General features: G+C 69.1%; 12 protein-coding genes and 1 pseudogene. 1 reads left to right on the top strand and 12 read right to left on the bottom strand.

The features are described 5' to 3' along the window. Positions 1-53 precede the first annotated feature (53 nt). The gene (locus HS104_05410; protein MBE7479406.1) at positions 54-5,378 is read left to right on the top strand and encodes a tetratricopeptide repeat protein; all 5,325 of its coding nucleotides are present in this window, start codon (positions 54-56) and stop codon (positions 5,376-5,378) included. A gap of 751 nt (positions 5,379-6,129) precedes the next feature. On the opposite strand, the gene gspN is transcribed toward HS104_05410, so the two are convergent. From gspN to gspD, 12 genes and pseudogenes are all read right to left on the bottom strand, one after another. Then, entirely contained in the window at positions 6,130-7,170 is a 1,041-nt protein-coding gene (gspN, locus tag HS104_05405) for a type II secretion system protein GspN (GenBank protein MBE7479405.1), read from the bottom strand. Next, entirely contained in the window at positions 7,167-7,751 is a 585-nt protein-coding gene (locus HS104_05400) for a hypothetical protein (protein ID MBE7479404.1), read from the bottom strand. The genes gspN and HS104_05400 overlap by 4 nt, the downstream gene beginning before the upstream one ends. Before the next feature lie 3 nt (positions 7,752-7,754). Beyond that, the gene (gene pilM, locus HS104_05395; protein ID MBE7479403.1) at positions 7,755-9,230 is read right to left on the bottom strand and encodes a pilus assembly protein PilM; all 1,476 of its coding nucleotides are present in this window, start codon (positions 9,228-9,230) and stop codon (positions 7,755-7,757) included. Beyond that, entirely contained in the window at positions 9,230-10,597 is a 1,368-nt protein-coding gene (locus HS104_05390; protein ID MBE7479402.1) for a general secretion pathway protein GspK, read from the bottom strand. The genes pilM and HS104_05390 overlap by 1 nt, the downstream gene beginning before the upstream one ends. Before the next feature lie 43 nt (positions 10,598-10,640). Further along, positions 10,641-11,333: a prepilin-type N-terminal cleavage/methylation domain-containing protein gene (locus HS104_05385; GenBank protein MBE7479401.1), complete on the bottom strand. Its 693-nt coding sequence runs from the start codon at positions 11,331-11,333 to the stop codon at positions 10,641-10,643. 20 nt (positions 11,334-11,353) lie between these two features. Beyond that, a complete protein-coding gene (locus HS104_05380; GenBank protein ID MBE7479400.1) occupies positions 11,354-12,124 on the bottom strand; it encodes a type II secretion system protein in 771 nt (256 codons plus the stop codon). Continuing rightward, entirely contained in the window at positions 12,121-12,852 is a 732-nt protein-coding gene (locus HS104_05375; protein ID MBE7479399.1) for a prepilin-type N-terminal cleavage/methylation domain-containing protein, read from the bottom strand. Before HS104_05375 ends, HS104_05380 begins: the two co-directional genes overlap by 4 nt. Positions 12,853-13,175: 323 nt before the next feature. Next, positions 13,176-13,388: pseudogene (locus tag HS104_05370) on the bottom strand (prepilin-type N-terminal cleavage/methylation domain-containing protein). Between the two features lie 16 nt (positions 13,389-13,404). Beyond that, positions 13,405-13,818, bottom strand: a complete 414-nt coding sequence (locus tag HS104_05365) for a type II secretion system protein GspG (protein MBE7479398.1) — start codon at positions 13,816-13,818, stop codon at positions 13,405-13,407. A gap of 6 nt (positions 13,819-13,824) precedes the next feature. Beyond that, positions 13,825-15,051, bottom strand: a complete 1,227-nt coding sequence (gene gspF, locus HS104_05360) for a type II secretion system inner membrane protein GspF (GenBank protein MBE7479397.1) — start codon at positions 15,049-15,051, stop codon at positions 13,825-13,827. A 7-nt stretch (positions 15,052-15,058) separates the two neighbouring features. Continuing rightward, positions 15,059-16,831, bottom strand: coding sequence for a type II secretion system ATPase GspE (gene gspE / locus HS104_05355; protein ID MBE7479396.1), 1,773 nt, complete (start codon positions 16,829-16,831; stop codon positions 15,059-15,061). 3 nt (positions 16,832-16,834) lie between these two features. Then, entirely contained in the window at positions 16,835-19,393 is a 2,559-nt protein-coding gene (gspD, locus tag HS104_05350; protein MBE7479395.1) for a type II secretion system secretin GspD, read from the bottom strand.

Raw genomic sequence — 19,393 nt, 5'->3', positions numbered from 1 at the left:
CCGGGTCCCCCGGACGCTCTGGGACGGACGACACCGCGGCGCACGGGACGGACATGGAGACGGACATCCTTCGAGCAGAGCTGGAACGAACCTTCGAGCTGGACGAGCTCCTGAACCTGAGTCGTAACGTGCTCGGCTTCGATCCCGAAGTCGTGGGCGGAGCGGCCGCCAAGGGCTCCTTCGCCAACGCGCTGACCCAGCACTGCGTCGAGGCCGACGCCGTTGAAGCGCTGTGCGACGCCCTGTTGGCCTCGAAGCCGGACGTGAACGCCAAGATCGCCACCATTCGGCTCAGCGGTCTGCCGTTCGACGAGGAGCTGCGACCGGGGCAGGCGCTCGGCGACTACACCATCGTGCGCAAGCTCGGCGAGGGCAGGCTCGCGCTCACCTACCTAGCCAAGGGCGCCGACGGCGAATACAGGCTACGGGTGCTGCGCCGAGAAGCGACGCGAGATCGGCGCGGCCTCCACCGGTTTCTGACCGTCAGTCGCCTGATCGGCACCATCTCCCACCCGGGCTTGCCCAAGCGCCTGACCGCCGGTCAGGTCGACGACCGCTTCCTGGTCGCGCACGAATTCGTGGACGCGCAGCCGCTCTCGGTACGGATCTCACGGACTGGGCCGATGCACATCAACGAAGCGCGCCCGCTCCTGCGCGCGGTGCTCGAGGCGCTCCGCGCCATCCACGACCGCCGCCTGGCGCACGGCGACCTGCGCCTGGAAAACCTGCTGGTCCATCGCAACGCCGACGGCTCGCAGCAACCGATCTTGGTGGACGCGGGCTCCGACCGGTTGCGCGCCCGCGCGCGCGTGCAGAGCGCCGGACAGACCGAGCTGTTCTCGACCGTGGGCTCGCCGAAGTCGGTAGCGCCCGAGCAGATCCGCGGCATCCCCGCCGATCCCCGCAGCGACGTCTACTCGTTCGGCTGCGTGCTCCACGAGATCTTGTGCGGCAAGCCGGTGTTCGGCGGACCGACGGCGATCCACGCCGCGATCGGTCACCTCACCGAGGCGCCGCCGGCGCCGAGCAGCGTGGCCCCACGCGGCTGGGTCACGAAGGAGATCGACGACTGGGTCAAGTCGATGCTCGACAAGGAGCCGGAGAAGCGGCCGAAGAACGCCGGCGCGCTGCTCGAGGCGCTGGAGACCATGGGCCGCTCTGCCGTCGCCAAGAAAGAGTCCAAGCTCTCCGACGCGGAGCTCGACAAGCGCGTCGAAGCCCTGGTCGCCGATCCCGCGGACGGAGACGCGGCGGTGGCGCTCGAGGCCGCGGTCGAGGAGGGCGCCGATGCCGCGCGAGTCGCCGAAGCCTTCAGCATGGCCGCCGACGGCATCGAGGTCGGAGACGACAAGAAGAAGCGCGAGACCAAGAAGAGCCTGCTCTTCCGCGCGGCGCGCCTGTTCGAGTACCAGGCCAAGGATCTGGAGAAGGCCGAGCAGATGTACACCTGGCTGGTCGATCTCGACCCGGCCGACGACATCGCCGTCACCGCGCTCGAAGACGTGCGCAAGCAGCTCGGCAAATACGAAGAGCTGATCGAGATGTTGCTCACTCGCACCGAGAAGGCGGAGAGCCGCACCGAGCGCGCCCGCGCCTACGCCGAGATCGGGCGGCTCTACGTCGCCGAGCTCGACGATCCCGAGCAAGCCATCGTGGCCTACACCCAGGCCTTCTGCGAGGACCCCAGCCAGGCGAGCTACGTCGAGGAGATCGATCGCCTCGCCGGCACCAAGACCGAGCGCTGGAACGACGTGCTCGCGACCGCCGCGCAGACGGCGACCAGCGACATCCCGCAGGAGACGAAGAACCCGCTGCTCACGCGCATGGGCCGCTGGTACACCGAGAAGCTGACTCGTCCCGACCTGGCGCTGCCTTGCTACCAGGCGGTGATTGCCAGCGACCCGGCCAGCGACGCCGCCCTCGAGGGTATGACCCAGATCTACCGCAAGGCCCAGCAGTGGCCGGAGCTGGTGATGGTGCTCGCCAGGCGCGCGGACGGCGCGGTCACGCCCGCCCGAGCCCGCGACCTCCGGGCGGAGGCCGCCGAGATCCTGGAGCTCCAGCTCAGCGACACGGGGCGCGCGCGCGACCTCTACGAGCAGGTGCTGGCCGAGGACCCCGGGCACGCGAAGGCGAACGAGGCGCTGGCGCGGATCTACGAGCGCACCGGCGACTTCGCTGGCTACGTCAAGCTCCTCGAGCGCCGGGCCGAGGCGCTCCGGGGCGAGGAGCGGCTGAAGGTCCTGTGCCGCATCGCGGACGTGTACGAGGACCACCTCAAAGACGAAGCCGAGGCCATGCGTCGACTCGACGCGGTCCTCGGCGAGGACCCGAAGAACCTCGACGCGCTGAGGGCGCTCGACCGTCTCTACAGCAAGAACGGGCGCTTCCAGGACTTGCTCGAGAACCTGCACGCGCAGCTCGCGCTGGCCGCCACGCCGCGCCAGAAGATCACGCTCTGGGAGCGCATCGCCGGCATCCACGACGAGGAGTTCTTGAACCACGCGAAGGCCGCCGAAGCCTGGGAGCAAGTCCTGGCGGTGGACAACGTCCACGAAGCCGCGCTCTCGGCCCTCGGGCGCCACTACCGCGCGCTCGACCGCTGGGAAGACGTCGCCGCGCTGATGGAGAAGCAGCTCAAGCTCGCCGCCGAGCCGGAGCGCCAGCTCGAGCTCTGGCTCGGGCTGGCTCGCGTGCTCATGGATCAGATCGGGAACCCCGAGCGTGCGACGCGGGCGTACGAGCACGTCTTGACCCTCAACCCCGAGCACCCCGGCGCGCTCGAGGCGCTGGCGCGCATCCGCGAGACGTCGGGCGACGCTGACGCGGCGCTGGCAGCCATCGAAGCGCTGGCGGAGAAGGCAGCCAGCAAGGAGGCACGAGCCGAGCAATACGTGCGCGCGGCCAAGCTGCTCGAGGGCCGCGGCGACCGCGACGGCGCCATCGAGCGCTACAAGCTCGCGCTCGACGCGAACCCGAGGGACGCCGGGGCGTCCGCCGCGCTGCGCGGCGCGTACCTGTCGCGCGGCGACGTCAACGCGGCCATCCAGCTCCTCGACCGCGAGATCAACGAGACCGACGGCGAGCGCGCCAAGGCCAAGCTGGCCGGAGAGATGGCCGTCTTGTTCCGCGACCGACTGAAGGACGACAAGCGCGCGGAGGAGAGCGCCAAGCGCGCCATCTCTTTCGACCCGACGAACCTCCAGGGCTTGATGGTCCTGGGTGACCTCGCCTTCGAGAGCAAGCGCTTCCTGGAGGCCGCCAAACACTTCGGTCTGATCGCCGAGCGCGCAGACTCGCTGGACAAGAAAGACGCCACTCGCATCCTGGTCCACTACGTGGACGCCTTGAGCCAGACGGGCTCCACCGAGCAGGCGCTGGCGCCGATGGACACCTTGGTGCGCATCGCGCCGGACGACGCCGACGCCATCGGCCGCGTCGCCGCCGTGACCTTCGAGCACGGCTCGCCGGGCCGGGCCGCGGAGCTCTACAAGGACCTGCTCGAGCGCTTCGGCAAGCAGCAGAAGGGCAAGGATCGCGCCCTCAGCCTGTACCGCCTCGGCGAATCGCTGCGCCGCGCCCACGACCTGGACGGCGCGCTCGGCCCGCTCGAAGAGGCCGCCGAGCTCGACCCGTCGCTGCCGGCTCCGCTCGAGTCCCTGGCGAAGTACTGGGAGACCAAGGAGGACTGGGAGAAGGTCCTGAAGGTCAAGAACCGTCACCTCGATCTCGCGACGGGCGAGGAGCGCGTGCAGATCCTGCTCGACATGGGCGACATCGCCGCGACCAAGCTCAACGACCGCACCCGCGCGGCGAAGAGCTACGTCGCCGCGCTCGAGGACAAGCCCGACGACCGGCGGCTGCTCACCAAGCTGATGCAGCTCTACAGCGAAGAGAAGGACTGGGGGAAGCTGGTCGACGTCGTGCTGCGTCTGGCCGATTTCGTCGAGGAGCCCAAGCAGCGGGTGAAGTACCTGCACACGGCAGCGGTCGTGTGCGCGCGCCAGATGGGCGACGTCGATCGCGCGCTCGAGCTCTACCAACGCGTGCTGGAGGTCGAGCCCAAGCTCGAGAAGGCGCTCAACGAGGCCACCGAGCTGCGCCGCGAGAAGGGCGACTACGAAGGGGTCGAGCGCCTGCTCCAGCGCAAGCTCGAGATGGCGACGGCCGACAAGGACCGGAACGCGATGCTGGCCACCTTCTCGGAGCTCGCGGAGCTGTACGAGAAGAACCTGGGCTGGATGGACCGAGCCATCGACGCCTACGAGGCGGCGCAGACTCTGGAGCCGGAGAACGCCGCGCGCCAGACCAAGCTCGCCGAGCTGTACGGCTCCGATCCCAAGAAGTACCTCGACAAAGCCGTCGCGGCGCAGCAGGTCATCTTGCGCCAGAACCCGTATCGCCCCGAGATCTACAAGGCGATGCGCAAGCTCTACACCGAGGTGAAGGACGCCGATGCCGCTTGGGCGCTGTGCCAGGCGCTCTACGTGTTGAACCTCGCCGAGCCGGACGAGGAGCGCTTCTTCAAGCGCATGCGCCCCGAGACAGCCGCGCCGGCGCAGGCCGCGCTCACCGACGACGACTGGCTCGTGCACCTGATGCACGCCGACGCCGACCCGCTCCTGACCAGCGTGTTCGCGCTGATCGAGCCGGCGGTCATCGCGGCCCGCGGCCAGCACTTCGAAGCCCTGGGCTTCGATCGCCGCTACGCCATCGACCTGGCTCGACACCCCTACCCGATGAGCCAGACGTTGTTCTACGCCTGCGGCGTGCTCGGCATGGAGCCACCGCCCACCTTCCAGAACAACAACGACCCCGGTGGGCTGTCCTACCTGCACGCCTACCAGCCGTCGGTCGTGCTCGGCATGGCCGCGCTCTCCGCGGACGTGCCGCCGCAGGCCGCGGCCTTCATCGCGGCGCGCCACATCAGCTACTTCCGCCCTGGAATGTACGTGCGGCACCTGGTGCCGAGCGGCACGGGATTGAAGGCCTGGCTGTTCGCCGCAATCAAGATGATCGCGCCGCAGTTCCCCGTGGCAGCCGAGATGGAAGGACCGGTCACCGAGGCGCGCCAGGCCCTGGAGCGCAGCCTGCACGGCCAGGCCAAGGACCAGCTGGCGCGCATCGTCGCCAAGCTCATCCAGTCGGGCGGCGCCCTGGACCTGAAGAAGTGGCTGGGCGGCATCGACATGACCGCCGACCGCGCCGGCTTCGTCTGCGCGCACGATCTGGAGACCGCCGTCGAGATCATCAAGGCCAGCGACGAGAGCTCGAGCGCCGTGCCACAGCAGGAGCGCATGAAGGAGCTGGTGCTCTACAGCGTCAGCGAGCCTTACTTCAAGCTGCGGAAGAAGCTCCGCATCTCGGTCGATTCCTGAGCGCTCCGCCGGCCTCCCGCCGAAGCTGCACGGAGATTTGCGCCACGGCGCCACGGCGCGACGAACGCCACGACAGCAGAAGATTCTTCACTTCACTCCGGAGCTCGCGCATGCGCCGTGCACGGAGATTTGCGCCACGGCGCCACGAACGCCACGACAGCAGAAGATTCTTCACTTCTCTCCAGAGCTCGCGCACGCGCCGTGCACGGAGATTCGCGCCACGGCGCCACGAACGCCACGAACGCCACGACAGCAGAAGATTCTTCACTTCTCTCCAGAGCTCGCGCACGCGCCGTGCACGGAGATTCGCGTCACGGCGCCACGAACGCCACGAACGCCACGACGGCAGAAGAGCTCTCGATTTTCTCCCGAGCAGAGGCACCCGCCGACGCAGCGCTCGGTCCGCCGCGGCGGCGGGACTTGCGCTAGTGCCGCCCTCGCCCGAACGGCCGAGGCCAAACTCTCTTCTTCGTGGCGCCGTGGCGCCGTGGCGTCCGTGGCGCAAAGATCTCGAGTTCGCTCGACGCTTCAGGAAGCACGCGCCCCGACCCGCGCGAAGCACAAACCCAAACTCCTTCTTCTTCGTGGCGCCGTGGCGTTCGTGGCGCAAAGATCTCGAGTTCGCTCGACGCTTCAGGAAGCACGCGCCCCGACCCGCGCGAAGCACAAACCCAAACTTCTCTTCGTGGCGCCGTGGCGCTCGTGGCGCCAAATCACAGGTTGGAGATCGACGCTTCAGGGCTCCGCCAGATTAGTTCGCGCCGCCCGAGAAGCCCCGCACGCCGCGCGGGTTCTGCGCCCCGCCCGCCGAGCCGAGCGGGGCCGGCTGGGCGTCCAGCTTGCCGAGCGGCCCGGTGAGCCGGAAGGCGTAGAAACCGTCGGGGCGCTTCGCGCGCTGGTTCTTCGGATCGAGATCGAAGAGTCCCGGCAGGGACGAGCCCGGCTCGCCGAACAGCGCCTTGGTGGTGTCGTTCTTCGCCTTGAACTTGTCGGCGAATTTGAAGCGCAGCGACAGCTCCGCCAGGCTCGTGTCCAGAGGTTCGCGCAGGCGGATGCTGCCGTCGGCGGCGAGCTCCACGTCGTTGCCGCTCGCGGCGAGCTTCTCCAGCTTGAGCCGGCCTTCCGTGGCCTCGGCGACCAGCGAGAGCTCCCCGGCCTCCACCTTCGGCAGCGCGATGGTGTTGCGGATCTTGGCCTTTCCGTCGCCGAAGGCCAGGTCAAGGATCTTGAGATCGATCTTGCCCTCGGCCTTGGAGAGCTTCGCCTCCGGCATGCGCAGGTCGATGGTCCCGCTGAGCTTGCCTTCGAGGGGCAAGCCGACCATCTCGCGGAGCAAGGGCAGGTCCCCGACGTTCACGCCGTCGAGCTCGAGGAAGAAGCTCCGCGCGCCGTCGGCGTCCGAGGTCTTGCCGCTCAGGCTGCCGCCGAAGGCCTCGCCACCGAAGCCCACCTGAAGCGTGCCGAACAGCAGGCGGAAGAGCGAGACTCGCAGGTGGATGTCGTCCACCGTCACCACGCGCCCCTCCTCTTGCTTGCCGTCCTCCCCCGCTGGCCCGGGCGCGCCGTGCAGCTTCACGCCCTGCGCTTCGACGCCGGAGATCCAGTAGCCGCTCATCGAGTCGATCTCGAGGCGCGTGCCGGCACCCGCGGGTTGGCGTGCGTTGAACTCCGCGACCAGGCGCTCCTTCAGCCGATCGTAGGGGAAGGAGAGCAGCAGGAAGCCGATCAGGGCCCCGAAGTAGAACGAGGGGTAGAGCACCCCCTTCAGGATCTTCTTGCCACCCGGGCTCATGGCACCGCCCCCTTGTCCTTCTCGGGCTTCGCGTCCTTCTTCTTGTCCTCCGCCTTGCGGTCGAAGGCGCTGACGATCATCTCGACGTCGTAGGAGTCCGGCTCGGTGGCGCGCTTCCTGATATTGAGCCTCGACACGCTGGCGGGGTGCCCCGACTGCGCGATCTTCTCCATGAACTTCACCAGGTTGAGCATGCCCACCTTGCGCAGCACGATCTTGGTCGAGCGCTCCTCGAAGCGCTTGCCGTGCGGCACCACGGCACGGTCTTGGCTCTCCGGGATCTCGATCTGCGACTGGCTCGCCAGCTTCTCCAGGAACGAGGCCAAGGGCGGCGTCACGTTGGCGTAGCGCTGAGCGATGTCCTTCCTCTCCTTGTCGCGCGTGGCGATCACGGCGCGGCTGGCCTGGATCGAGCTCACGGACTCGCGCAGCGCGTCGTTGTGCGCGCGCTTCTGGCCGAGCACCGCGGCGACGCCCGCGGGCAACGCCAGGAGCAGAAGCGCCGCGAACACCGTGAGCAAGATGCCGAGCAGCTGCCGCTCGCGCGGCTCGAGTTGCTGGATGCGATCACCGAGGGCCATGGCTCACTCCGGCGCGGCTTCGCCGCCCTCCGTCTTCTTCTTGGCCTTGGTCGCGTCGGCGCACTTGACCTCGAGCTCCAGCACGTACTTCTGGCGGTCGCTGTTGATGACCTGCGTCACCTTGGAGATCTTCGCGTCGTTGAAGCAGCGCACGTTCTTCAGGTTGGCGAGGATGGTCTGCGCGTCCTCGGCGGAGCCGACCACGCCGGTGATCTTCACGTGATTGCGCTGCATGTCGAGCTCTTCGATGTCGTGCGTCACGCTCGACGGCACCGCCTTGGAGATCTCGACCATCACGTCGAAGGCGTCGACCGCCGGGCGCGGGTCCACTTCGTCCTTGCCCTGGGCCTTCTCCAAGAGGGTCTTCGCCTCTTCGGGATCCGTGGTCTCCTGGCCGAGCACTTCCTTGCTGAGCGTGGCCAGGGCCTTCGTGAGCACCTCTTCGTCGCGCCCGAGCGTGCGCAGCTCCGCCCAGGCTGCGAACGCGAAGCTCACCACGATGGCGACGCCGAGGCCGGTCAGCAGGGGAACGCGCTCCTTCAGGAAGCCGTAGCCGCGCTGGAACGCCAAGGGTCCGCGCCGGAGATCCAGATCGTGCGCGCGACCCGCCAGCCCGAGTCCAATGGAGATGGCCTTGGCGAAGCGCGGCAATGCCTCCGCCAGCTCGGGCAACACGCCTTCGATCCTGAGCGGCGGCAGCGCGCCGACGGGCACGCCGAGCTCGTGCGCGATATAGGCCTCGGCCCCCGGTGCGCCGGCGCCACCGCCGACGAGATAAACCTGGGCCAGCGGCTCGCCGCCGGACGCGGCGAACGCCGCCGCTGTCTGCCGGAGCTCGGAGGCGAGGGCCGGCGCGCTCTCCGGAAGCCCCGCCACGCCCCGCGACAGCGTGCGCGCGAACACGGGCTCGCCGGACGACAGCACCACCACCTCCGAGTGCTTGCCGCCCAGATCGACCAGCGCCACGGGCCCCGGCACCGCCAGCTCCGGGCAGACCGACGCGAGGTTCGCCAGCGGCAGCGGCCCGGCCGCCATGCGCTCGACCGGCCGCCCGAGCACCCGGGCGACCTGCTCCAGGCGCGCGCGCACGTGCTCGATGCGCGCCGCGGCCGAGAGCACCACGATCGGAGCGCTCCCGCCCTGCCGCCGCAGCAGGCGGTAGTCGAAGACCAGCTCGTCGAAGTCGACCGGGATCTGCGCCTCGAGCTCGAACGGGATGACCTCCGCGAGCTGCTTCATCGCCGTGCTCGGCAGCTTGAGCCGGTGCAGGAAGGTCTGCTCGCCGTCCATCGCGACCGACACCGCCTCGCTGTGCTGGAGCAGCGGCAGCGCGCAGCTCGCGAGGGCTTGCTCGAGCTCCTCCGGCGCCGCGATCTCCACCTCCAGCATGCGCTCCACCACCACGCGGCGGTAGCTCGTCTGGAGCAGCACCGCGCGCACATGCGACGAGCGGAGATCGATTCCCACTAGGCGTGCCATCAGTCGACTCGGTAATAAATCACGTTTCCACCCGGGCTCGGCTGGAAGGCCGCCGCGATGGTGGCTTCTGTAGCACCATCTGGCAGGTTCGTGCCGCTGGCCGCAGCGGCGGCGCCGCCAGCGGCGGCGGCGGCGGCTTCCAGGGCGCTCATTGCGCCCGGGGCGGCGCCCGGCGGCGGCGCGCCGCGGAAGTCCACGACGGCGTGGACCTTCACCCGCGTCTCGCGCTGCCCGGCCTTGACGTAGCCCGTGGAGTAGATGCTGAACACTAGGCTCTCGGTGGTGATGGCCTTGACGGTCTCGGTGTCCGACAAGAGCTGGATCGGCTTCATCTCCAGGGCCGCGAGCGCCGCGCCGAACATGCCCTTGCCCTTGAGCGCACTGATGAAGGCCTTCGGAGAGCCGAACAGCGGCGCGCCCGCCGTGAACGACTTGACCAGATCGAAGGCGGTCAGAAACTTCGCCGCCTCGGCCGGGTCGCTGCAGAGCGGCGTGCCGGGCACGGCGGCGCCGCAGATCACCGCCAGCACGGTCTGCGGGTTGGCGGTGTTGACGTTGACCTTGCCCTGCCCCCAGACCGTCATCACGCGCTTGTCCGGGCGGCTCGGATCCGGGTCCACGAAGGCGGTCCAGAAGTCGTCGCCGACGCCCCGCACCAAGCGCAGCTCCTCCAAGCTGTCGAAGGCCGAGTTCTTGCGCGGGTAGGGCTTCTTGAGCAGCTGGTAATACGAGTCCTCGGCGCCGGCCTGCTGCGCGGAGCCGGAGTGCGGATCGCACACGTAGGCTTCCTGGTCGGGATCCGTCCAGTCGATGATGGCGCCGCAGATCGCCTGTCGATCGGAGAACTGTCCGTCTGCGTCCCGGTTGGCGAAGAGTGGGTCGTACTGAGGATTGGCGAGCAGGCCGATGAGCTGAGCGGCCAGCCGCGCCTGGCTGAAGGCGTCACCCCGCGCGGGGGTGTTGACGTTCACCTTCGCGTCCTCGTCCACGATCTTCACTTCGAAGCCCGCGCCCTCCAGGCCCAGGTTCTTGCCCTCGCTGACGCCGACGCCGGACAAGCTGAGGAAGGCCTCGTTGCCTTCGCTGTCGTTGAACGCGCCGAGCACCCGATCGGCGAACTCCCAGACCGGGATCTGCGGCGGCCCCTGCTTCATCAAGAGGAAGAGCGGCGCCAAGGCCTTGCGAATGGTCGGCTCCGAGGCGATCAGGAGGCGCGACAGGTTCACGGAGCTCTTGGCGGCGTACTCCGCCTTCAACGCGTCGCGCTGGGAGAGCGCGCTGCCGAGCTCCGCGCTGGTCTCGTCCTGGAACTCCGCCAGCATGACCGCGAGGATCGTCAGCGCCGAGAGCACGAGCACGATGGCCACGCCACGCTGCTTGCTGCGGCGCCGCCGCCGCGCGGCCCTCCGTTCACTGCGTGGCAAAGGTCAGCCCTTTCTGCACCGGAATGCCGATCTTGCTCGTGAACCGGATCGGCTCGCGGCCGCGGCCCTCGGCGGCCCGGCGGCCTTCGTTCAGGACCAGGATGATGCGCACCTGGTAGGGCAAGCGGCCGAGCTGGCCGGTGGCCTGGCTGGTGTCCCAGGTCTCGGTCCACTGTCCCGTGAGCGGGTCCAGGTACTCGAGGTCGAACAGATCGATGTCCGTCGCCAGGATCTCGATGCGACCGCCGCGCTCGGGCTTCAGATCGGGCCGCGTGCTCACACGCCGGACCAGGTTGGTCGTGCCCTGCTTCTTGTCGTCGGCCTCGCCGAAGTAGGAGATCTCGGCCTGGTCCGACTCGTGCGAGTCCCGATCCGTGCGCACGTTGGCGAAGGAGGCGAAGTCGACGCGATCCGCCGGAGTGCCGCGGGTGCCGACGAAGGCGGTCTTCACCACGATGATGCTCTGGTCGATGGGGACGTGGGAGGAGACGTAGGCGCTCTGGAGCTCCCGCGTGAGGCGAGCCATGGCCAGGCGTCCCTCGCGGTAGCGGTCTCCCATGCGCTGAATGCCCTCGCGGCTGCGCCGCATTCCCGCGAACGCCGAGTAGATCAGGACGGAGATCATCGACAACACGACGATGGCGACGAGCAGCTCGACCAGCGTGAAGCCGCGAAGCAGGCGGACGACTCGACGACGGGTCAACGGCCACCTCCGGTCGTGGGGCGGGTACTGCCCCCACGCGTCGTGGCGGCAGCACCGCCGCCGGTACCCGTACCGCCAGTCAGCCCACCGACTTGATCGCCGAGCGCTCCCAGCCCCGCTGCGGCGTTCGGATCGAGCCCCCCCATCTGCGGGTTGGTGATGTACTGCGTCACGGAGAGGTCGCGGTCGCTCGAGCCCTCCTTCCAGTGCACCGTCAGCGTGACCTTGCGGATGCTCGCCTCCAGCATCGGCTTGAGATCCGGGTAGACCATGCTCATCACGAGCGGCGCCATGCCCTGAACGCCGCCGGCGGCAGCGCCGGACGAGAGCAGGCTGGACAGCCCTCCGATGCCGCCGTCGCCGCCCAGCACCGCGGAGCCGCCGGACTGCAGCGCCGCGAGCCCGCCGAACGCGCCGAGCCCACCTGGATCGTCCGTCCCACCGTCGCCGGAGCTGCTCAGGTCCTTGGGCTGGGGCAGCTCCACCGTCTCGATCTTCCAGCTACAGCGATAGCGGCTCTCGCTCTCGTCCTCGCAGCAGGTCCCCTCGTCGTTCTGGTCGAGGAGCGAGAAACCCTTCTTTTGCAGCTCGAGCTCGACCTCCGCCATCTTGCAGCGCGCCAGCCCGGTGGCCACGCTCAGGTTCTGCGCGCGCTGCGAGCTCGAGAACAGGCCGGCCTGCGAGCTGAGCAGCACGGTCATGCCGAGGCCGAGGATGGCGATGGCCACCAGCACCTCGAGCAAGGTGAAGCCACGGCGCGCCCTCACCGCTCCTCCTCGATCTGGCCGAAGTCGTCGTCGTTGCGCGTCCCCTCGAGCTTGACCGCGCCGCGCTCGATCTTCGCCCGGCCCGTGAGCGGGCTCACGACCACGCTCAGGCCCTCCGGATCTCCCTCGCGCACGACCTGCACCACGGCGCGCTCGGTGCCGCCACCGGGCCAGAAGTAGAGGTACGCGCGGCCGCTGGTGCGGGGCTCCTCGTCGTGCTCGGTCTGTACCTGCTTGAGCAACACGCCGGCGCCCAGGCCCCGACCGGCGGCCGGCTCGTCGCCGTCGAAGCCGAACTGCTTCACCGGCTTGAACTCCGCCCGCGGCGCCTTCGGCCCGTCGATGATCCGCTCCGCTTCCTCTTTGGCCTTCCGCTCCGCCTCCGTCGCCGCCTCGGCCCCGCCCCCGGTGTTCTTCTCCTCCTTCACGCGCAGCATCACGCCGCTCGACTCCTCGAGCAGCAAGCGGTGAGCGTCGAGGTCGAACACCAAACGCACCGGCTTGCCCGTGGTGTTGGCGCGCGTCACTCCCATGCGCACCGCGCTCACGATCAGCGTGGCCGCCGCCCGCTGCCGGCTGGAGGTGAGCATCCCGGAGCCGAAGATCACCGTGCCGGCCATCAGCGCGATCAGGGCGACCACGATCAGGACCTCGATCAGCGTCAGTCCTCGCCGCCCGGCGCGCCGGCGCCGCACGGGGGTCTCCGTCTGGTCGAGGCTAGTCGTCATCACTCTCCGGCGGCACCCTCGGCGGCGCCCGCGGCGGCCTTCGGCACCTTGATGTCGTCTTTGGTGCCCTTCTTCTTGTCGGGCCCCATCGAGGTCACGGAGACGTCGCCGTCAGTGCAGGTGATCGCGTAAGGCTGACCCCAGGGGTCGTTGGTGTTCGCGCCCGGATCGAGCTGCTTGTCCTGCACCAGCTGGCTCATGGTCGGGCAGTTGGTCTCGTTGTTCGAGGCCTGCCAGCTCTGGGTGGCCTGGCGGATCACCCGCGCGCCGGTCTCGGCGGTCTTGATCTGCGACTCCCGGAAGCGAGGGAGCGCGAAGAACGCCACACCGCCGGCGACCATGGCGATGATCGCCACGACGATCAGCACCTCGAGGAGGGTCACGCCGCGGAGGCTCGCGGCCCCGCTCAGCCACTTTCGTCGTAGACCGCTCCGAGCCCGCGGGGGCCGGACGCGGCTGGCTGCGCTCGTCGCGGGCTCGCTCTGCTCGCTCTCCGGTCCCTCACGCATGATCATTTCGGGTCTTTCCGTCAGCATTTCCTTCTCCTCTAACTCACTCAATCCGATCCAGACCGCCGGGTTCGCCGTCGGGTCCGTCACTCATCAACTCGTAGGCGGTGCCTTCGCGCTTGCCCGGGCAGACCAGGCGCAGGGGTCGGCCCCATGCGTCCTTGGGCGGCGCGTCGAAGTGCGCGTACTGGACCACCGCCCCGAGATCCGGCGGACAGCCGCCGTCGCGCTCCGCCATGTAGGAGTCCACCGCGCGGCGCGCATCGAGCAAGGTCGCCCGCGTCTGGCGCACGCCGGCCCGAGTCCGCTCGCGCACGCCCACCCAGGCCACGACCCCGACCACCGCCAAGGCCAAGAGCACCGGGCGCACGCGCCCGAGCCCCAGCCGGCGCACCAGCCCGCCCCGCCCCTCCCAGGGGAAGAAGATGCGCTGATCTGCGGTTCGGCGGCGGCGCATGGGGGCTCATTGGACCAGTTGGTTCATCTGCATCAGGGGCATCAAGATCGACATGGCGATGAAGCCGACGACCGCACCGAGCGCGAGGATCATCACCGGCTCGAGCAGGCTGGTCAGCGCCGTCACGCGCGTCTCGACGTCGGACTCGTAGGCACGGCTCACGTTCTCGAGCATGGCCTCGAGCTGGCCGCTGCGCTCGCCCACGGCGATCATGTGGATGACCATGGGTGGGAAGGCGCCGCTACGCTTCAGCGGCTCGGCGATGCTCTCACCCTCGCGGATTGAGCCGATGGCATCGGTCACGACGCTCTCGAGCCGCACGTTACCGAGCACGTTGCGGCCGATCTCCATGGCCTTCAAGAGCGGCACCCCGCTCGAGAGCAGCGTCGACAGCGTGCGCGTGAAGCGCGCCACGGCGACCAGCAGGTTGAGCCGTCCGAACACCGGCCAGCGCAGTTGGAGCACGTCCCAGCGCATGCGCCCGGCCGGGCGGTTCTTCCAGCGCTGGAACGAGAAGCCCGCGATCAGCGCGAGCGCGATCAGGAGCCACCAGTAGTCGCCGAGGGTGTTCGACACGAAGATGAGCAGCTGCGTGTTCCAGGGCAGCGTCTGCCCCAGGTTCTCGAAGATGCTGGTCACCTTCGGCACCACCGCGACCATCAGGAACCCTACCAGCAAGCTGCCGATGAGCATCATCAGCACCGGGTAGGCCAGCGCCGACACCACCTTGCCCTTCAGCCGCGCCTGGCCCTCCATGAAGTCGGCCAGGCGCTCGAGCACGTTCTCCAACGTGCCCGAGGCCTCCCCCGCCGCCACCATGTTCACGTACAGCGGCGGGAACACCCTCGGGTGCATCTCCAAGCTCTTGGCGAAGCTAGTGCCCTCGTTCAGCGTCTCGCGCACCGCCGAGAGCACGCGCACCAGCTGCTCCTTCTCCACCTGCTCGGTCAGCGCGGAGATCGAGTCCACCAGCGGCACGCCGGCCCGCACCAGCGTCGCCAGCTGCCGGGTCATCACCGCGACGTCCGCCGAGCTGACGCGGCGGAAGATCGCGAACAGGTCGATCTCGCGCTTGGACTTCTTCTGCTTCTCGCCCTCTTCGTTGGCGAGCGTCAGCAAGATGCCGTCCTTGCGCAGGAGCGCGCGCAGCGCCTTGGCGTTGTCGGCGTCGCGGTAGCCCTTGACGGCCTTGCCGGACTCGATCTGTATGCCTCGGTACTCGAAGACGGCCATCAGCGCCTCACTCGTCGATCAGGAAGTCTTCCTGCGTCGCAGCGACGACCTCCTCCACCGTGGTCTTGCCTTCGAGCACTTTGCGCGCTCCGTCGTCGCGCAGCGTGTCCATGCCCTGCGACTGCGCCGCCCGCTTGATGCTCTGCGCGTCCGAGCTCTGGAGCACCAGCGCGCCGACGGCGTCGTCCATCACGAGCAGCTCGTAGATGCCGAGCCGGCCGCTGAAGCCCTTGCCGTCGCACTTGTCGCAGCCGCGCGCGCGGTACAAGGTGGGCATGCCCGGGCCGCGCCAGCCGACCGGATCGTACTCGGTACCAGGCACCACGTAGCGCGGCGAGAGCCGGCGCGCGTCGCGCCGCCGGGTGCGCTCCGGGTCGATGCCGATCTGCCGGAGCTCCCACTCGCTGGCCTGGTAGGGCTCCTTGCACTCCTTGCACAACACACGCACCAGGCGCTGCGCCAGGATCCCGATCACGGTGGAGCGCACCAAGAATGGCTCCATCTCCATCTCGACCAGCCGCGTGACGGCGCCCGGCGCGTCGTTGGTGTGGATGGTCGAGAGCACCAAGTGACCGGTGAGCGAGGCGTGGATGGCGATCTCCGCCGTCTCCTTGTCGCGGATCTCACCGACCATGATCACGTCGGGGTCCTGCCGCAGGAAGGCGCGCAGCGCGCTGGCGAAGGTGAGGCCAATCTTGGCCTGCACCGGCACCTGGTGGATGCCGGCGATCTCGTACTCGACCGGATCCTCCGCCGTCAGGATGTTGACGTTGGGGCGGTTGATCTTGTTGAGGCAGGCGTAGAGCGTGGTGGTCTTGCCGCTGCCGGTGGGACCCGTCACCAGGATGATGCCGTCCGGGCGCTCGATCAGGCTGCTCATCAGGGCGTAGTCGCGGGACGAGAAGCCGAGGTCCGTCAGATCGAGCAGGACGTTGGTCTTGTGCAGGAGGCGCATCACGATGCGCTCGGCGTCCCGGCTGGTCGGGATGGTGGAGACGCGGATGTCGATGCTGCGACCGGCGATGCGCAGCGAGATACGCCCGTCCTGCGGCAGGCGCTTCTCCGCGATGTTCAGCCCGGCCATGATCTTCACGCGGGCGACGACCGAGCTCATGAACTGCCGCGACGCGCGGCGCGCGACGTAGAGCTCGCCGTCGATGCGATAGCGGACGAGGACCTCCTTCTCCTCCGGCTCGATGTGGATGTCGCTGGCTCGTTCCTTGACGGCGCTGAAGAACAGCCCGTTCACCCAGCGGATGATCGGCGCATCCTCGTCGGACTCGAGGATGTCGACCTCGTCGTCGTCGCTCAGCTTGTCGTCGCTCTCGAGCTCGCTCTGCGTGTCTTGCTTCTCGAACACGCGGTTGATGGCGTCCACCACCATCTCCGGCGCGCCGACCACGGCGCTGACCGGCTTGCCGAACGTCGCGCGCACGTCGTCGAGCGCGGCGGTGTCCAGCGGGTCCGCCGAGAGCACCTCGACGCGATCTTCGCGCTCGGCGGTGATCAGGATCTTGTGGCTCTTGCAGTAGCCGATGGGCAGGCGCGTCGCGAGCTGAGTCGGCACCGCGGCGAGGTCGATGCGCTCGACGAACGACAGGCCGCACTCGGCGGCCAGCGCCCGGGCCACGTCGCTCTCGCTGGCGATGCGAGACTGCACGACCAGCTCCGTGAGCGAGGTACCCTTCTCACGTTGCTGGAGGAACAGTGGCTCGAGACCCTCCGGCGTCACCACGCCGTGGCGCACCAGGATGTTGCCGAGGGCTCGCTGCTCGATCACGGCTCACTCCACGCGCTCGACGCCGACGCTGCGCGCGATGGGGTTGATGCGGATCGGCGAGTCGAGGGAGCCGCCTCGCGCGGGGGGCGGCGTCGGGGCCGGCGGATTGCCGCCCGGGTCGGCGGCCGGGGGCGTGGCTGGACGCGGCTGGCGCGGGCGCACGGGGCGCGGCGGGGTCGGCGCGGGTGGGGCCGGTGCGGCTCCGCCGGCCCCACCCGCCTTGACCGAGTGCGGCAGCTCGATGGGCTCGCCGGGAGTGTGCTCGAGCTTGCGGGGTCGGGTCTCGTTCTCGAGCCGCTGCTGCTCCTCGACGGCGGCGTAGGCCTGTCGGATCTCCTCCACCAGCCCGTTGGTCTTCTGGTAGTCGAGCGGCGGCTTCCAGTCCTGCCCGCTGAAGACGAAGTAGCGGTCGATGAACTCCTGCCGCTCTTGCATCTTGCGCTCGAAGATCTTGCGCAGATCTTCTTGGCCGTGGATGACCGTGGGCGTCAGCACCAGGAGCAAGTTCAGCTTCTCCCGGGTGACCTCCGAGTGACGAAACAAGAATCCGAGCACGGGCAGGTCACCCAGCACCGGGATCTTCTTCCGGCTCTTGCGCTCCGCCTCGCGCATCAGTCCGCCCAGCACGATGGTCTGCTGGTCGTCGACCTCGACCGTGGTCCGGGCGGTGCGCTTGGTGATGGGCACCACGCCCAGCGCTCCGACGGCGGAGCCGGCTTCGCTGATCTCCTGCTCGATCTCCAGCCGTACCTGGTTGGTCTCGTTCAGGTGGGGCGTGACCTTGATCTTGATCCCGACGTCCTGACGGGGCGCGTTGAAGCCCATGCCCCCGGCCAGGAGCGGCAGGTTCGCGAGGGCTCCCGCGGCCCCCGCTTGACCGCCGGCCAGTCCCGCCAGGCTGCCGAGGCCGCCGCCGCCCAGGTTGGTCTGCAGCGGCACGTTCTCGCCGACGCTGATCTCCGCGGCAGTGTTGTCGGTGGCCAGGATGTGCGGCGTGGCGAGCACGTTGGCGTCGCCACTCGAGGCCAGGGCCTGGAGCACCACGCCAAAGGCGGGGATCGACAGCCCGGTCCCGAGCAGGTTCGAGGTGCCGGCCAGCTCCGGACCGCGGGCGCCGAGGGCCACGCCCTGGAGCAGCTCCGGGTTCGCCGGGAAGGTCAGCGAGTTCGATGCCTCGAAGCCGCCCAGGAACAGCGTGTCGCCGCCGCCGCCGAGATCCGCCGTGGTGCCGCCGTGGAACGACACGCCGAGGTTACTGGAGTGCTTCACCGACACGTCCATGATCACGGCCTCGATGAAGACCTGACGGCGCGGACGATCCAGCTTGCCCACGACCAGCCGCATCGCGGAGTAGTCGCGCCCGGACGAGGTCACGACCAACGAGTTGGTGGCCTTGTCGGCGATGACGCGCACGTCGCCCTCGAACATGCCGGCGGGTCCACCCTGCTGCCCGGGTTGACGCGCGCCCTGCAGCATCTGGGTGAGCACGTTGGCCAGCTCCTCCGCCGTCGCGTGCTGGAGCGGCATGACGTGCACCTTGCCTTCGGCGGCAGGCTGCGTGTCGATGCGCTTCATCAGCTCGAGCAGCTTGTGGTAGCTGTCGTCCGTCCCGACCACGATGAGCGAGTTGGTCTGCTCGTCGGCGACGACCTTGGAGAGGCCCCCTCCGCCGGCGCCGCCGGCGCCCTGGCCCTTGTCGAGCTCGAACAGCTCGTTGATGCGCTTGGCCATGTCGGCGGCGGAGCCGTAGTGGACCGGCTCGATCCACATGCGCGACCCGGCGCCGCCGACGTCGATCTCTTCGAGGATGCGGATCATGCGCCGGATGTTGGTGCCGGTGTCCGTCATGATCAGCAGCTGTCCCGGCCCGTAGACGGAGATGTCGGCTTCCTTGCTCTTGAACTTCGAGAGCAGTGCCATGGCCTCGTCCGCTCCGACGTTCTTCAGGCGGTAGAGCCGCGTCACGTAGCGGTCCGACGCCGGCACCGGCTCGCCACGCGCGTAGATGGGCGTGGGCGCCGCGACGGAGCCGGCGCTGTCGATGATCTTCAAGAAGCGGCCGTGCGGCACCACGGTCATGCCGTTCGCCTCGAGGATCGACAGGAAGGCCTCGTAGGCTTCGCCCAGCGTGACCGGCTCGGGCGAGACCACCGTCGCCTTCACCTGGCGCACCTTCGGCCCGTAGATGAAGCGCCGCCCCGTCATGCCGCTGATGTGGTTGACCAGCTCCGCGAGGTCGGCGTCCTGCAGGTTGAACTTGACCAGGTGCCCGCCGGGCTTCGGGCGATACGGCACGTCGGCGGCTTTGGCGATGGCCTCGGTGCTGTCCGGCAGCGCGCCCTTGGCGCCGGGAGGTTCCTTGTCTGGCGCCGCCGGGGCCGCCCCGGGACGGCCCGGAGCCGCCGGCGCGGCGGGCGCCGGGGCGGGCTGCTGCTTGGGGATGGCTGCAGGCGCCGGGACCGGCCTGCGAATGGGCGGCGCCTGCTGCGCGAAGGCGGGCAGCACGGTGAAGATCGCCGAGAGCGCGAGCACCCCCGCGACCGATTGCAACTTGCGCTTCAT

The sequence above is a fragment of the Polyangiaceae bacterium genome, from assembly GCA_015075635.1.
GTDB lineage: Bacteria > Myxococcota_A > Polyangia > Polyangiales > Polyangiaceae > JADJKB01.
Note: the sequence above shows the minus strand (reverse complement) of the source record. Positions and strands in the feature narration are given on the sequence as shown.

Excerpts from the sequence above, each read along its gene's own strand:
- gspF (MBE7479397.1), bottom strand. The coding sequence starts at position 15,051 with ATGGCCGTCTTCGAGTACCGAGGCATACAGATCGAGTCCGGCAAGGCC.
- HS104_05400 (MBE7479404.1), bottom strand. The coding sequence starts at position 7,751 with ATGGCCCTCGGTGATCGCATCCAGCAACTCGAGCCGCGCGAGCGGCAG.
- HS104_05410 (MBE7479406.1), top strand. The coding sequence starts at position 54 with ATGGAGACGGACATCCTTCGAGCAGAGCTGGAACGAACCTTCGAGCTG.
- HS104_05375 (MBE7479399.1), bottom strand. The coding sequence starts at position 12,852 with ATGACGACTAGCCTCGACCAGACGGAGACCCCCGTGCGGCGCCGGCGC.
- pilM (MBE7479403.1), bottom strand. The coding sequence starts at position 9,230 with ATGGCACGCCTAGTGGGAATCGATCTCCGCTCGTCGCATGTGCGCGCG.
- HS104_05365 (MBE7479398.1), bottom strand. The coding sequence starts at position 13,818 with ATGCGCCGCCGCCGAACCGCAGATCAGCGCATCTTCTTCCCCTGGGAG.
- gspD (MBE7479395.1), bottom strand. The coding sequence starts at position 19,393 with ATGAAGCGCAAGTTGCAATCGGTCGCGGGGGTGCTCGCGCTCTCGGCG.
- gspN (MBE7479405.1), bottom strand. The coding sequence starts at position 7,170 with ATGAGCCCGGGTGGCAAGAAGATCCTGAAGGGGGTGCTCTACCCCTCG.